Origin of the sequence: Caproicibacter fermentans, assembly GCF_014303955.1 — a bacterium.
Lineage (GTDB): Bacteria > Bacillota > Clostridia > Oscillospirales > Acutalibacteraceae > Caproicibacter > Caproicibacter fermentans.
This window is the reverse complement of record NZ_CP060286.1, coordinates 2,114,435-2,127,168: the sequence shown is the minus strand read 5'-3', so window position 1 is coordinate 2,127,168 and position 12,734 is coordinate 2,114,435. Positions and strand designations below refer to the sequence as shown.

At 54.2% G+C, this 12,734-nt stretch carries 23 protein-coding genes; all 23 read left to right on the top strand.

The features are described 5' to 3' along the window. Window positions 1–4 precede the first annotated feature (4 nt). The 23 genes from acpP (at window position 5) to rplF (ending at window position 12,724) form a co-directional block, all read left to right on the top strand. On the top strand, window positions 5–232 hold the full coding sequence (acpP, locus tag HCR03_RS10485) for an acyl carrier protein (RefSeq protein WP_066650204.1): 228 nt from the start codon (window positions 5–7) through the stop codon (window positions 230–232). 239 nt (window positions 233–471) lie between these two features. Further along, the gene (locus HCR03_RS10480; RefSeq protein WP_156991329.1) at window positions 472–1,551 is read left to right on the top strand and encodes a sodium ion-translocating decarboxylase subunit beta; all 1,080 of its coding nucleotides are present in this window, start codon (window positions 472–474) and stop codon (window positions 1,549–1,551) included. A gap of 13 nt (window positions 1,552–1,564) precedes the next feature. Beyond that, on the top strand, window positions 1,565–1,741 hold the full coding sequence (locus tag HCR03_RS10475; protein WP_156991275.1) for an OadG-related small transporter subunit: 177 nt from the start codon (window positions 1,565–1,567) through the stop codon (window positions 1,739–1,741). Between the two features lie 58 nt (window positions 1,742–1,799). Then, a complete protein-coding gene (gene proS / locus HCR03_RS10470) occupies window positions 1,800–3,236 on the top strand; it encodes a proline--tRNA ligase (protein WP_187034188.1) in 1,437 nt (478 codons plus the stop codon). 154 nt (window positions 3,237–3,390) lie between these two features. After that, on the top strand, window positions 3,391–3,594 hold the full coding sequence (locus tag HCR03_RS10465) for a helix-turn-helix transcriptional regulator (protein WP_187034187.1): 204 nt from the start codon (window positions 3,391–3,393) through the stop codon (window positions 3,592–3,594). Between the two features lie 262 nt (window positions 3,595–3,856). Continuing rightward, window positions 3,857–4,717, top strand: a complete 861-nt coding sequence (locus HCR03_RS10460; RefSeq protein ID WP_139104165.1) for a hypothetical protein — start codon at window positions 3,857–3,859, stop codon at window positions 4,715–4,717. Window positions 4,718–5,124: 407 nt separating this feature from the next. Then, complete coding sequence (rpsJ, locus tag HCR03_RS10455; protein WP_066650219.1) at window positions 5,125–5,436, top strand: 30S ribosomal protein S10; 312 nt, start codon at window positions 5,125–5,127, stop codon at window positions 5,434–5,436. 74 nt (window positions 5,437–5,510) lie between these two features. Next, window positions 5,511–6,152, top strand: a complete 642-nt coding sequence (gene rplC / locus HCR03_RS10450; protein ID WP_066650221.1) for a 50S ribosomal protein L3 — start codon at window positions 5,511–5,513, stop codon at window positions 6,150–6,152. Window positions 6,153–6,169: 17 nt separating this feature from the next. Beyond that, complete coding sequence (gene rplD / locus HCR03_RS10445) at window positions 6,170–6,793, top strand: 50S ribosomal protein L4 (RefSeq protein WP_066650223.1); 624 nt, start codon at window positions 6,170–6,172, stop codon at window positions 6,791–6,793. Further along, complete coding sequence (gene rplW, locus HCR03_RS10440) at window positions 6,794–7,084, top strand: 50S ribosomal protein L23 (RefSeq protein ID WP_066650226.1); 291 nt, start codon at window positions 6,794–6,796, stop codon at window positions 7,082–7,084. It begins immediately after the preceding gene. An 82-nt stretch (window positions 7,085–7,166) separates the two neighbouring features. Then, window positions 7,167–8,000, top strand: a complete 834-nt coding sequence (rplB, locus tag HCR03_RS10435) for a 50S ribosomal protein L2 (RefSeq protein WP_066650227.1) — start codon at window positions 7,167–7,169, stop codon at window positions 7,998–8,000. A 26-nt stretch (window positions 8,001–8,026) separates the two neighbouring features. Then, entirely contained in the window at window positions 8,027–8,308 is a 282-nt protein-coding gene (rpsS, locus tag HCR03_RS10430) for a 30S ribosomal protein S19 (RefSeq protein WP_066650228.1), read from the top strand. Window positions 8,309–8,329: 21 nt separating this feature from the next. After that, a complete protein-coding gene (gene rplV / locus HCR03_RS10425) occupies window positions 8,330–8,665 on the top strand; it encodes a 50S ribosomal protein L22 (RefSeq protein ID WP_066650230.1) in 336 nt (111 codons plus the stop codon). Window positions 8,666–8,685: 20 nt separating this feature from the next. After that, complete coding sequence (gene rpsC, locus HCR03_RS10420; protein ID WP_066650231.1) at window positions 8,686–9,351, top strand: 30S ribosomal protein S3; 666 nt, start codon at window positions 8,686–8,688, stop codon at window positions 9,349–9,351. Then, window positions 9,351–9,779 (top strand): 50S ribosomal protein L16, encoded by a 429-nt coding sequence (gene rplP, locus HCR03_RS10415; protein ID WP_066650232.1) that lies wholly within the window; start codon window positions 9,351–9,353, stop codon window positions 9,777–9,779. The genes rpsC and rplP overlap by 1 nt, the downstream gene beginning before the upstream one ends. Beyond that, window positions 9,776–9,982: a 50S ribosomal protein L29 gene (gene rpmC / locus HCR03_RS10410; protein WP_066650233.1), complete on the top strand. Its 207-nt coding sequence runs from the start codon at window positions 9,776–9,778 to the stop codon at window positions 9,980–9,982. The genes rplP and rpmC overlap by 4 nt, the downstream gene beginning before the upstream one ends. A gap of 18 nt (window positions 9,983–10,000) precedes the next feature. Next, window positions 10,001–10,258 carry a 30S ribosomal protein S17 gene (gene rpsQ / locus HCR03_RS10405; protein WP_066650234.1) on the top strand — a complete coding sequence of 86 codons (258 nt, stop codon included), beginning with the start codon at window positions 10,001–10,003 and terminating at the stop codon, window positions 10,256–10,258. 31 nt (window positions 10,259–10,289) lie between these two features. After that, window positions 10,290–10,658, top strand: coding sequence for a 50S ribosomal protein L14 (gene rplN / locus HCR03_RS10400; RefSeq protein WP_066650235.1), 369 nt, complete (start codon window positions 10,290–10,292; stop codon window positions 10,656–10,658). A 19-nt stretch (window positions 10,659–10,677) separates the two neighbouring features. Then, window positions 10,678–10,995: a 50S ribosomal protein L24 gene (rplX, locus tag HCR03_RS10395; RefSeq protein WP_228725199.1), complete on the top strand. Its 318-nt coding sequence runs from the start codon at window positions 10,678–10,680 to the stop codon at window positions 10,993–10,995. Between the two features lie 11 nt (window positions 10,996–11,006). After that, window positions 11,007–11,546, top strand: a complete 540-nt coding sequence (rplE, locus tag HCR03_RS10390; protein ID WP_066650241.1) for a 50S ribosomal protein L5 — start codon at window positions 11,007–11,009, stop codon at window positions 11,544–11,546. Window positions 11,547–11,558: 12 nt separating this feature from the next. Then, window positions 11,559–11,744, top strand: a complete 186-nt coding sequence (locus HCR03_RS10385) for a type Z 30S ribosomal protein S14 (protein WP_066650243.1) — start codon at window positions 11,559–11,561, stop codon at window positions 11,742–11,744. 16 nt (window positions 11,745–11,760) lie between these two features. Next, on the top strand, window positions 11,761–12,159 hold the full coding sequence (rpsH, locus tag HCR03_RS10380) for a 30S ribosomal protein S8 (protein ID WP_066650244.1): 399 nt from the start codon (window positions 11,761–11,763) through the stop codon (window positions 12,157–12,159). Between the two features lie 16 nt (window positions 12,160–12,175). After that, the gene (gene rplF, locus HCR03_RS10375) at window positions 12,176–12,724 is read left to right on the top strand and encodes a 50S ribosomal protein L6 (RefSeq protein ID WP_066650245.1); all 549 of its coding nucleotides are present in this window, start codon (window positions 12,176–12,178) and stop codon (window positions 12,722–12,724) included. The last annotated feature ends 10 nt before the right edge of the window (window positions 12,725–12,734 follow it).

Genomic DNA, 12,734 nt, shown 5'->3' with positions numbered 1-12,734 from the left:
TATCATGGTTTTCGAAAAGGTTAAGGCGATTTTAAGCGAGCAGTTTGACGTTGAGGAGGATACGATTACTGCCGATACGAATATTGCCGATGATCTGGGGGCGGACTCTCTCGACGTGGTCGACCTTCTGATGTCAATCGAGGATGAATTTGAAATCGAAATTCCCGACGAGGAAGTCGAAAATATCAAGACGGTCGGGGAGCTGGTCAAATACATTGAGGACCACGTCTGAGCAAGACGAATCCTGTCATCCGCCGTGCGGCAGCATGGCGGATTTTTTTACGTTCCGTTTAAAACCGGGCCGGTTTTTTCTTGAAATGACGCGGAGTTTCCGCTATAATGATTCCTGAATGACGAAAAGAACGGAAAGCTTTGGTTCCTTCTGCCGGGGCTGCCAAAAATAAAGGAGTGTCAAAGCTGTTGAGTCAATTTGACTTTTTGCTGCACGGGGTTTCCGGCGTTACCCCGCAGATGGCCGTCATGTGGGCGGTCGGAGGACTTTTGATCTGGCTGGCCGTCAAAAAGGATTTTGAGCCCTCCCTGCTTCTGCCGATGGGCTTCGGGGCCATCCTGGTCAACCTGCCCTACACGGGCGTTCTGGGGGACAACGGCATCATCGAATGGCTGTTCAACAAGGGGATCGCCTCTTCGGAGGCCATGCCGCTGCTGCTTTTCGTCGGCATCGGCGCCATGATCGATTTCGGGCCGCTGCTGTCGAACCCGAGGATGATTTTGTTCGGAGCCGCCGCGCAGTTCGGAATTTTCTTCACGATCAGCGCCGCGGTCCTGCTCGGCTTCCCGCTGCGGGACGCGATGTCGATCGGCGTGATCGGCGCTGCGGACGGGCCGACTTCCATCCTGGTTTCCCAGGTTCTGGACAGCGCCTACAAAGGGGCCGTCGCCGTCGCGGCCTATTCCTATATGGCGCTGGTGCCGCTGATTCAGCCGTTTGCCATCCGGCTGGTCACAACCAAAAAGGAACGGAGCATCCGCATGCCGTATCAGCCGGATTCCGTTTCCAAGACGACGAAAATTCTGTTTCCGATCATCGTTACCATGATCGCCGGGCTGATCGCCCCGGATTCCGTCGCGCTGGTCGGACTGCTGATGTTCGGCAACCTGATTCGGGAATGCGGGCGGCTCGAAAGCCTTTCCAAGGCCGCGCAGGGCCCGCTTGCGAATTTGATCACCATTTTCCTCGGCATCACGATCGCGTTCCAGATGCGCGCGGACGTGTTTGTGCGCTGGAACACGCTGGCGGTGATGGCGCTCGGGCTCGTCGCCTTTGTGTTCGATTCGGTCGGCGGGGTTTTGTTTGCAAAGCTGCTGAATCTGTTTTTGCCCGAGGGCAGAAAATTCAACCCGATGGTCGGCGCGGCGGGGATTTCCGCTTTCCCGATGTCGGCGCGCGTGATTCAAAAGATGGGATTGAAAGAGGACAACCAGAACCACCTGCTGATGCACGCCATCGGCGCGAATGTGGCGGGGCAGATCGGTTCGGTCGTTGCGGGCGGCATCATTTTGTCGCTTGCAAGTAACTTTTTAGCGTAAAGGAGGCGCCGGGGTGAATTACGGATTTTTACTTTCCGACTATCAGGGGCCGGTCGGCCCGGTGAACGGCGCCGACGTCGGCCGCTCGCTGGAGCTGATGGGCAAGGGCATGGCGGGAATTTTTGTCGTCATGCTGCTGATCTTTCTGGTGATCGTAGCTTTAAACCGCTGGACGAAAAACAAGGACTGACGATACCGACGGTTCCGCAAAAGCGGACCGCGGACTTGAGGATAAAGGGGAAACAGCAATGGCGGAACAGAAAAAAATGGTGGAGGCCATCACTCCCATGGAGGAGGACTTCGCCCAATGGTACACGGATATTGTGAAAAAGGCGGAGCTGATGGATTATTCCAGCGTGCGCGGGTGTATGGTCATCGAGCCGTACGGCTGGGCCATCTGGGAAAATATCCGGGACTATCTGGACGCGCGTTTTAAAGAGCTTGGGCATGAGAACGTCTCAATGCCCCTGTTTATTCCGGAAAGCCTTTTAAACAAGGAAAAGGAGCATGTGCAGGGCTTTGCGCCGGAGGTCGCGTGGGTGACGACGGGCGGCAGCGAGAAGCTGCCGGAGCGCCTTTGCGTGCGCCCGACTTCGGAGACGCTGTTCTGCGAGCATTACGCGCGCGTGATTCACTCCTGGAGGGATCTGCCGAAGCTGTACAACCAGTGGTGCTCCGTTGTCCGCTGGGAAAAAACGACCCGCCCGTTCCTGCGGTCGGTGGAATTCCACTGGCAGGAGGGCCACACCATGCACGAAACCGAAGAGGACGCGCGTGCGGAAACTTTACGGATGCTGGAAGTGTACGCGGACTTCTGCGAAAAACAGCTTGCCATTCCGGTTCTGCGCGGGCAGAAGACCGAAAGCGAGAAATTCGCGGGCGCGGTTGCGACCTATACGATTGAAGCCATGATGCACGACGGTAAAGCGCTCCAATCCGGAACCAGCCACTATTTCGGCGACGGCTTCGCCAGGGCGTTCAACGTGACATTCCAGGGCAGGGACAATTCCCTGTGCCATCCGTTCCAGACCTCCTGGGGCATGAGCACCCGGATCATCGGGGGGATTATCATGACTCACGGCGACGACAGCGGCCTGGTTCTGCCGCCGGCGGTCGCCCCGATTCAGGTGATGATCGTGCCGGTCGCGCAGCATAAACCCGGCGTGCTCGACAAGGCGAAGGAGCTCGAAGCCCGCCTGAAACAGCGCTTTCGCGTGAAGACGGACGATTCCGACCAGTCGCCCGGGTGGAAATTTGCCCAGTACGAGATGAAGGGCGTGCCGCTCCGTCTGGAAATCGGGCCGAAAGACATCGAAAAAAATCAGTGCGTGCTGGTCCGCCGCACCGACCGGGAAAAGGTGTTCGTTCCGCTCGACAATCTGGAAGACGCCGTCGAGGAGCAGCTGGAGCGCGTGAGGAACGATATGTATGAAAAAGCGCTGAAAAACCGCGAGGGCAAAACCTATGAGGCCAATTCGCTTGACGAGGTGAAAGAAATCGCCGATTCGAAGCCCGGCTTTATTCGGGCCATGTGGTGCGGCGACCCGGCGTGCGAGGAAAAGCTCAAGGAGGTCGCGGGCGTTTCTTCCCGCTGCATCCCGTTCGGGCACGAGCATGAGCACGGCGCCTGCGTCTGCTGCGGAAAACCGGCGGAAAAACTGGTTTACTGGGGTAAGGCGTATTAATCGGGCATCTTACTAATATTGTATAGAGCCGCGGCTTTTCCCGCGGCTTTAGCTTCCCTTAAAAATGGAAAGCTGACTTGACATTTTCCACGACTCGGCGTATTCTTTTAATGGAAAGTTAACTTTACATTTCAATAGAAAGAGGCGACATGAGATGAAAAACAGGCTGGAGCAAATCCGGAAGCAGCATGGAATCAGCCAGGAACAGCTTGCCGACGCGCTGGAAGTCTCAAGACAGACGATCGGCTCTTTGGAAAACGGACGATATAACCCATCCATTTTATTGGCGTTCAAAATTGCGCGGTATTTTCATCTTGCGATCGAAGAAATTTTTCTCTATGAGGAGGAGACAAAATGACAGCCGCCGGTTTAATCGCCGCTGAACTGATTCTTTTTGTATACTTTTCCAACTATTATTCCGAGAAGATGTAAGAATAACAGATCCTTTCAGACTGTTCATAGTTTTGTGACAATTCTGCAAAAATTTGTTACTTGAATCCCCCAATGATTACGAGTAAAATAATAGCGCAAGAATAAAGAAAAGACTTCCTGCCTTTTTTCTGTTTTCCGGCGGTACGAATATCAACGACTTCAACATAATAATGGGAGTGCGAATTAATTTGATGAAAAAAATACTCATGATCCTTTTATCGGCCGCGATTCTGGCGTCCTCTGCCGCATGCCAAGGCCAGAACGGAGCTTCTTCCGGTTCGTCCGTGCCCGCTTCGTCGGGTGGAAGCACGTCTGCGGGCTCATCTTCGTCGGCAGGCGGGACATCCTCCTCCGCAAGCCTCTATTCGGGGGTTACGTCCGATACTTCTTCGGTAACTCCCGCTTTTCAGGACGCTTCCAGAGCGCCGACTGCCAAAGCGGAGGCTTCAAAAAATGACGGTAATTACAAAATCAAATCGGTCGACTTCTCATTAAAAAAGGATAACAACGACTACTCGGTATCCTATCCTCAACTGACCGGTCTTGCCTCGCAGCAGGACAAAGTGAATGCCGCGATTAAAAACTGCGCGCTGAAAACTGTTAATTCCCTTGGAACCGGCGCCAAAAAAGTCAAGACGAGGGTAAAGACAGCCGGAGACGCAACTTATCAGGGAAAAACCTTTATCAGCATCGGCTTTAACGAATATGTTACTCTTTCCCCAAAAGGAAAGACGACGCACGCTCTTCGAACCGTCAACCTTAACCTGACTACCGGAACCGCTCTGTCTTTTTCGGATTTAATAAAAGAAAGCGATTCCTTTTACGCGGCTCTTGCAAAGGATGCGAAAGCACAGTTCAGCTCGGAATATGCTTCGGCAGCAACCGCTTCCGCGCTTAAGAAGGATCTCGACAAAACCTCGATGTATTTTACGGAAAGCGGAGTAGGTTTTGCGGTGATGTCTCAGAGCAAGCTGCTTCGGGTTACGATTGGTTACGATGAGATAAAACCTTTTGTGACGAATAACGCTGTGTGGAAGAATTTCATTTAAATGACTTGGATTTTCCACGGTCCATACCGCGGAAAATCCTTTTCTATTAATGTTATTGTATGAGGAATAAATTTCCTCGTTCGCGCGAAAAATAATGGTTGCAAACCGGGGGCGAGTGTGGTATTATAATAAAGCACGACTGCGACAGATATGCGTTGAAGCGGGAGGTTGCGGCGCAAATGCGCCGGTTTTTCCGTGGAGTATGTCCGATTTTAAACCGGGCGACAAATATTTTGAGCGTGCGGAGGGTTCCGCTTTGCGGCCTTTTGCGCTCAGACGTTTTGAACCTACCCGGATTTCGTCTGAAAAAAGAAATCCGGTTTTTCATTTGGAAATGAAGAAACACCCGGCACGGTGTTCAGGTTTTAAACGTCGCCCGCCAACTACAATAAGGAGGCGATTTTCCAGTGGCAGTCAAGGAGAAAATCAGGATCAGAATCAAAGGGTACGACCATCAGCTGGTGGACCAGTCCGCCGAAAAGATTGTTGCAACCGCAAAGCGTACGGGCGCAAGGGTTTCCGGACCCGTTCCGCTCCCGACTGAAAAGCAGATCATCACCATTCTTCGCGCCGTTCATAAATACAAGGACAGCCGCGAGCAGTTTGAGATGAGAACCCACAAGAGACTGATCGACATTCTGCGCCCGTCAAACAAGACGGTTGAGGCCCTAATGGGTCTGGAGCTCCCCGCAGGCGTTGAAGTTGAGATTAAGCTCTGACTTTAACCAACCGGCGGCCGGGGTCAAGTTGGCTTATTAAGCCAACCAATAACCTGCACAGGAGGTAATAAGGAATGAAAAAAGGGATTATCGGCAAGAAGATCGGCATGACGCAGATCTTTGACGAAAACGGCAAAGTCATCCCCGTAACGGTCGTGGAAGCCGGCCCCTGCGTGATTTCGCAGAAGAAGACCGCGGAAAACGACGGCTACGAGAGCGTTCAGATGGGCTACGGCGATCTGAAAGCGGCAAAGGTGACCAAACCGATGAAGGGGCATTTTGCCAAAGCGGACGTCGCCCCGAAGAAAACGCTTCGTGAGTTCCGCTTTGAGGATACGTCGTCTTACAACGTCGGCGACCTGATCAAAGCGGATGTCTTTGAAGCCGGCGACAAGATCGACGTAACCGGTACCAGTAAAGGAAAAGGATACGCCGGCGTCATCAAGCGCTGGAACTTCCAGCGCCTGAAGGAAACCCACGGTTCCGGCCCTGTTGCCCGCCACGGCGGCTCCAACGGCGCGTGTTCGACTCCGTCCAGGGTGCTGCCCGGCATGAAGATGGCCGGCCATCTGGGCGCGGAGCAGGTAACGGTGCAGAACCTGACCGTTGCGAAGGTGGACGTTGAAAACAACCTGATCGCCATCCGGGGCGCTGTTCCCGGCCCCAACGGCGGCATTGTAGTGATCCGCGACAGCGTGAAAGCTGCCAGGGCGTAAGGGAAGGAGGAATCGGAATGCCTACAGTAGCAGTACTTGATATGGCCGGCAAGGAAGTCGAAAAGATGGACCTGGCCGAGGCGGTGTTCGGAATTGAACCGAACAAAACGGTGATGCACGACATGGTGGTAAACCATCTTGCAAATCTGCGCCAGGGCACACAGTCGGCAAAAACCCGCGCGGAAGTTTCCGGCGGCGGCAGAAAACCGTGGAGGCAGAAGGGTACGGGCCACGCAAGACAGGGCTCCACGCGTTCTCCGCAGTGGAGACACGGCGGTATCGTTTTCGCACCGAAGCCGCGCGACTACAGCTATACGCTGAATAAGAAGGTGCGCCGTCTCGCGATGAAATCCGCTCTTTCCAGCAAGGTGCTCGACAGCGCTATGATCGTGCTCGACAGCATTTCCCTGGACGCATACAAGACCAAATCCGTCGCGGCGATGCTCAGCGCAATCGGATCCGACAAAAAGGCCCTGATTGTTCTGCCGAACGTGGACGAAAAAGTGATTGCTTCCTCCCGGAACATCCCCGGCGTAAAGACCGCTGTGGTCAACACGCTGAACGTCTACGATATTCTGGACGCCGACAAATTCATTGTCGTCAAGGACGCGGTGGCTCAGATTGAGGAGGTGTATGCTTAAATGGCAGCACAGGATATTATCCTCCGCCCGATTGTGACGGAGAAAAGCATGGCCGGCATCGGCGAGAAAAGGTACACCTTCGAAGTTGCCAAATCCGCGACAAAAATTGATATTGCCCGCGCCGTGGAAGAACTGTTCGGCGTGAAGGTCAACAAGGTCAACACCCTCCACGTCCGCGGCCATCTGCGCCGTCAGGGCAAAACCCAGGGCTACACCAGCTCCTGGAAGAAAGCGGTTGTCACCCTGACCGAGGGCAGCAAAACGATTGAATTTTTTGAAGGCATGATGTAATCTCTGCCTGCATGAAATAGAGCAGAGGCATGGATGGGGAAGCGGCATTTCCCCGCAAAGCCATCATGAGGAGTGTGAAAGAATGCCAACCATAAATTTTAAACCGACCACGGCTTCCCGGCGCAACATGTCCGTTACGGATTATAAGATCCTGACGAAAAAGGCACCGGAAAAGAGCCTTTTAGAGTCCCTTCCGAACAATTCCGGCCGCAACAGCTACGGCCGCATCACCGTCCGCCACCGCGGCGGCAAGAACCGCAGAAAGTACCGTCTGATCGATTTCAAGCGCCAGAAATTCGACGCGCCGGGCAAGGTCGTCAGCATTGAGTACGACCCGAACCGTTCCGCGTTCATCGCGCTGGTTCAGTATGAAGACGGCGACAAGAGCTACATCATCGCTCCCGATGGACTGAAGGTCGGCGATACGGTGGTTTCCGGCGCTTCCGCGGACATTAAGCCCGGCAACGCGCTTCCGCTGGAAAACATCCCGACCGGTACGTTCATCCACAACGTTGAACTGTATCCCGGCAAGGGAGCCCAGCTTGCCCGCGCGGCAGGCATCATGGCGCAACTGATGGCGAAGGAAAACGGAATGGCGCTGCTGCGCCTGCCCTCCGGCGAACTTCGCAACGTGCCGATCACCTGTATGGCGACAATCGGCCAGGTCAGCAACGTAGACCACGAAAACATGAAGATCGGCAAGGCCGGGCGCAAACGCCATATGGGCTTCAGGCCGACCGTACGCGGTTCCGTCATGAACCCGAACGACCACCCGCACGGCGGCGGCGAGGGCAGAGCCCCAATCGGACGCCCCGGACCGGTTACCCCGTGGGGCAAGCCGACCCTGGGTTACAAGACCCGCGCTCATCACAATCGCTCCGACAAGATGATTGTCAAGCGTAGAAACGGCAAATAAGGCGTGCAGAAAGGAGCTTGCAAGTTATGAGCAGAAGCATAAAAAAGGGTCCTTATGTTCAGCCTGTGCTGCTTAAAAGGATTCAGGAGATGAATGCGGCCGGCGAAAAGAAAATCGTCAAGACCTGGAGCAGGTCCTCAACGATTTTCCCCGACTTTGTCGGCCATACGATAGCGGTTCACGACGGCCGCAAGCATGTCCCGGTTTATGTAACGGAGGACATGGTGGGTCACAGGCTGGGCGAGTTCGCCCCCACCCGTACCTTCAAGGGACATTCCGGCTCTAAAACAACGGCGCCGGGCAAATAACGGCTGAAAGGAGTGTATCGCATGGAAGCAAGGGCTTATCTGAAATACGCCCGCATCTCTCCCCGCAAGGTTCAGATTGTTCTGGATCTGATCCGCAACAAACCGGTCGACGTTGCGATGGCTATCCTGAAGCATACGCCGAAGGCCGCGAGCGAGAGCCTTGAAAAACTGCTGAAATCGGCCATGGCTAACGCCGAGAACAATCACAATATGGATGTTTCCAAACTGTATGTTTCTCAGTGCTTTGTCTCCCCTGGTCCGATCCTCAAACGCATCCGTCCAAGAGCGCAGGGGCGTGCGTTCCAGATTTTAAAGAGGACTTCGCACGTGACCATGGTGCTCAAAGAACAGGAATAAGCGTAAGGAGGAGGTAAATTATGGGCCAGAAAGTCAATCCGCACGGGTTCCGTGTGGGCATTATCAAAGACTGGGATTCCCGCTGGTTTGCGAAGGACAGCGCCTTCGGCGACACGCTTGTCGAAGACTACAAGCTGCGCAAGCAGCTGTTAAAGCAGCTGAAACCGGCAGGCGTACCGAAAATAGAGATTGAACGCGACGCTTCCAAAGTTCGCCTTCATATTCACTGCGCGAAGCCGGGCATTGTCATCGGCAAGGGCGGCAGTGAAATCGACAAACTTCGTCTTCAGTGCGAAAAGGCGCTGGGCAAACCCGTTACGATTAATATCGTCGAGGTGAAAAGCCCGGACCTGAACGCGCAGCTGGTTGCCGAAAACATCGCGCAGCAGCTCGAAAAGAGAATTTCCTTCCGCCGTGCGCTGAAACAGAGCATCGGCCGCGCCATGAAGATGGGCGCCAAGGGAATTAAAACGCAGGTCTCCGGCCGCCTGGGCGGCGCGGAAATCGCGAGAAGAGAACAGTATCATGACGGCACGATTCCTCTGCAGACCATTCGTGCCGATATCGATTACGGCTTTGCCGAGGCCGCCACAACTTACGGGCGGATCGGAGTGAAAGTCTGGATCTACAGGGGCGAGGTGCTGCAGGACAGCCGCAAGCCCCGCAGGGAAGGGGGCAGCAAATAATGCTGATGCCAAAGCGCGTGAAATACCGCAAAGTACAGCGCGGCCGCATGACCGGCAAATGTACCCGCGGCAATCAGATTGCTTACGGTCAGTATGGCCTTCAGGCGTTGGAACCGGCATGGATTACCGCCAACCAGATCGAGGCGGCCCGTGTTGCCATGACCCGTTACACCAAAAGATTCGGGCAGGTCTGGATTAAAATTTTCCCGGATAAACCGGTGACCAAAAAACCCGCCGAGGTCCGCATGGGCTCCGGTAAAGGCGCCCCCGAGTACTGGGTGGCCGTTGTGAAACCGGGCCGCATTATGTTTGAAATGGGCGGCGTTTCCGAAGAGACCGCAAGGGAAGCTCTTCGTCTCGCATCCAACAAACTGCCGATCCGGTGCAAATTTGTTGCCAAGGAAGAAACGGATGGTGAGCAGTCATGAAGCCAACGGAAGTCAGACAATTAAGCGCGGAAGAGCTTGAAAGCAAGCTGAAGGATTTAAAGGCCGAGCTTTTCAACCTCCGTTTCCAGCTTACCATTAATCAGCTCGACAACCCGATGCGTATTAAGGCTGTTAAGAAGGATATCGCCCGCATCAAGACCGTTTTGCGCGAAAATGAACTCAAAGACAGCGCCAATGCGTAACGGAAGGGAGGATTAAGCGTGAGCGACAGAAATATCAGAAAAACCGAGGTAGGCAAAGTCGTCAGCAACAAAATGGATAAAACCATCGTCGTTGCGGTGGAAGACAGCGTGAAGCACCCGCTTTACAAGAAAGTAGTCAAGCGCACCATTCGCCTGAAGGCGCATGATGAAAACAACGAATGCACCATCGGCGACCGCGTGCGCGTGATGGAAACCCGTCCGTTAAGCAAGGACAAAAGATGGCGTCTTGTCAAGATATTGGAGAAGGCCAAGTAATCTTGGCCCCTAAGCAAAGGAGGAACGCACCGTGATACAACAACAGACATACCTCAACGTTGCCGACAATACCGGCGCGAAGCAGCTTATGTGCATCCGCGTGCTTGGCGGTACCGGCAGAAGGTACGCTAATATCGGCGATGTCGTTGTCGCGTCGGTCAAGAAAGCGGCGCCGGGCGGCACCGTGAAAAAGGGCGACGTGGTCAAGGCGGTGATCGTGCGCACCGCTTCGGGTGTTCGCCGCGAGGACGGGACCTATATCCGATTCGACGAGAACGCCGCCGTGCTCATCAAGGACGATAAAAATCCAACGGGCACACGTATTTTTGGCCCGGTGGCCAGGGAACTGCGCGACAGGGACTATTTGAAGATTTTAAGTCTTGCCCCTGAAGTGCTTTAATGGGAGGTGCTCGCTGATGATAAAAAAGATTCATGTTAAAACCGGTGACACCGTGATTGTTTTAAACGGCAAAGACCGCGGCAAGAAGGGCAAAGTCCTTCAAGTCAGCCCGAAAGAGGGCAAGGTCATTGTAGAGGGCGTTAACATGGTGAGCAAACATGTAAAGCCCCGTAAAATGGGCGAGGAGGGCGGCATCGTGAAAGCCGAGGGCGCCCTGTACGCCTGCAAGGTTCAGCTTGTCTGCCCCCACTGCGGCAAAACCACCCGTGTCTCTCACAAGCTGTATGAGGACGGCACGAAGGAACGCATTTGCAAAAAATGCGGCGAAGCGCTGTAAGGAGGATAAACATGGCAAGAATGAAGGAGATATATCAGAAGGAAATCGCACCGTCGCTGATGAAGAAGTTTTCCTACAAAAGCGTCATGCAGATTCCCAAACTGGATAAGATCGTGATTAACATTGGCGCCGGCGAAGCCAAGGAAAACTCCAAGGTGATCGACTCCGCGATGAGCGACCTTTCCATTATTACCGGGCAGAGACCCGTCGTGACCACCGCGAAAAAGTCCGTCGCGAACTTTAAAGTGCGCGCCGGGATGAAAATCGGCGTCAAAGTTACGCTGCGCGGCGACAGAATGTATGAATTCGTGGACCGCCTTTTCAACGTGGCGCTTCCGCGCGTCAGGGACTTTCGCGGCATTAACCCGAATTCCTTCGACGGCAGGGGCAACTACAACATGGGCGTCAAGGAACAGCTGATTTTTCCGGAAATTGATTACGATAAAATCGACAAGGTCCGCGGAATGGACATCTGCTTTGTGACGACCGCGAAAACCGACGAGGAATCCAGAGAGCTTTTAACGCTGCTCGGCGCCCCGTTTGCGAAATAAGGAGGGATTCTTGTGGCCAAAACTTCTATGAAGGTCAAACAGAGAAGGGAACAGAAATTCTCTTCCCGTGAGTACAACCGTTGCAAAATCTGTGGCAGGCCGCACGCCTATCTTCGCAAATTCGGTATCTGCCGCATCTGCTTTAGGGAGCTTGCCTATAAGGGCGAGATTCCCGGCGTAAAAAAGGCGAGCTGGTAAAGAAGGAGGAGACGGCATGCAGATTACAGATACGATTGCCGATTTGCTTACCCGCATCCGCAATGCGAGTTCCGCGAAGCATGATTCCGTGGAGATCCCCGCTTCCAACATGAAAAAAGCGATTGTGCAGATTCTGGTGGACGAGGGTTATGTCCGGAACTATACGGTGATAGAGGACGGCAAGCAGGGAATCATCAAAGTGAACCTGAAATATGGCGAGGGAAAAACCACCGTCATTAACGGCCTGCGCAGAGTTTCAAAGCCGGGCCTTCGCATTTATTCCAACGCCGAGGAGCTGCCCAAGGTCATGAAAGGCCTGGGCATCGCGATCATCTCGACTTCCAAGGGAGTCATGACGGACCGCGAAGCCCGCAAGCAGAACGTGGGCGGCGAAGTTCTCGCGTTTATTTGGTAACAAGGGGGGTGCAGCAATGTCGCGAATTGGAAGAAAACCCATAAATATTCCCGCCGGCGTCACCGTATCGGTTGACGGCAGCGTTGTATCGGTGAAGGGCCCGAAGGGGACCCTGACGCAGAGGGTTCATCCGAATATGACCGTCAGCGTTGAGGAAAACCTGATTCATGTGACCCGTCCCAACGATGAAAAAGAAAACAGATCCCTTCACGGCCTGACCCGTTCGCTCATTCACAATATGGTGGTCGGCGTAACGGAGGGCTTTAAGAAGGAACTGGACGTCAACGGCGTCGGTTACCGTGTTCTGAAGCAGGGGAAGAACCTGGTCATGAACCTCGGTTATTCCCATCAGGTAACGGTTCCGGAAGTGGATGGCATTACCATTGAATGCCCCACGGCGAACAAGATCGTGATCCTTGGCCCTGATAAGCAGCAGGTCGGGCAGTTCGCAGCTGAAGTCCGCGAGAAACGTCCGCCGGAGCCGTATAAGGGCAAGGGAATCCGCTACGCGGATGAACACGTCCGCCGCAAGGAAGGCAAAGCCGGTAAGGGCGCAAAGAAGTAATGAAGGAGTG

Excerpts from the sequence above, each read along its gene's own strand:
- HCR03_RS10480 (WP_156991329.1), top strand. The coding sequence starts at position 472 with ATGGCCGTCATGTGGGCGGTCGGAGGACTTTTGATCTGGCTGGCCGTC.
- acpP (WP_066650204.1), top strand. The coding sequence starts at position 5 with ATGGTTTTCGAAAAGGTTAAGGCGATTTTAAGCGAGCAGTTTGACGTT.
- rplP (WP_066650232.1), top strand. The coding sequence starts at position 9,351 with ATGCTGATGCCAAAGCGCGTGAAATACCGCAAAGTACAGCGCGGCCGC.
- rplC (WP_066650221.1), top strand. The coding sequence starts at position 5,511 with ATGAAAAAAGGGATTATCGGCAAGAAGATCGGCATGACGCAGATCTTT.
- proS (WP_187034188.1), top strand. The coding sequence starts at position 1,800 with ATGGCGGAACAGAAAAAAATGGTGGAGGCCATCACTCCCATGGAGGAG.
- rpmC (WP_066650233.1), top strand. The coding sequence starts at position 9,776 with ATGAAGCCAACGGAAGTCAGACAATTAAGCGCGGAAGAGCTTGAAAGC.
- rplF (WP_066650245.1), top strand. The coding sequence starts at position 12,176 with ATGTCGCGAATTGGAAGAAAACCCATAAATATTCCCGCCGGCGTCACC.
- rplB (WP_066650227.1), top strand. The coding sequence starts at position 7,167 with ATGCCAACCATAAATTTTAAACCGACCACGGCTTCCCGGCGCAACATG.
- rplV (WP_066650230.1), top strand. The coding sequence starts at position 8,330 with ATGGAAGCAAGGGCTTATCTGAAATACGCCCGCATCTCTCCCCGCAAG.
- rplD (WP_066650223.1), top strand. The coding sequence starts at position 6,170 with ATGCCTACAGTAGCAGTACTTGATATGGCCGGCAAGGAAGTCGAAAAG.
- rpsS (WP_066650228.1), top strand. The coding sequence starts at position 8,027 with ATGAGCAGAAGCATAAAAAAGGGTCCTTATGTTCAGCCTGTGCTGCTT.
- rplW (WP_066650226.1), top strand. The coding sequence starts at position 6,794 with ATGGCAGCACAGGATATTATCCTCCGCCCGATTGTGACGGAGAAAAGC.
- rpsC (WP_066650231.1), top strand. The coding sequence starts at position 8,686 with ATGGGCCAGAAAGTCAATCCGCACGGGTTCCGTGTGGGCATTATCAAA.
- HCR03_RS10465 (WP_187034187.1), top strand. The coding sequence starts at position 3,391 with ATGAAAAACAGGCTGGAGCAAATCCGGAAGCAGCATGGAATCAGCCAG.
- rplE (WP_066650241.1), top strand. The coding sequence starts at position 11,007 with ATGGCAAGAATGAAGGAGATATATCAGAAGGAAATCGCACCGTCGCTG.
- rpsH (WP_066650244.1), top strand. The coding sequence starts at position 11,761 with ATGCAGATTACAGATACGATTGCCGATTTGCTTACCCGCATCCGCAAT.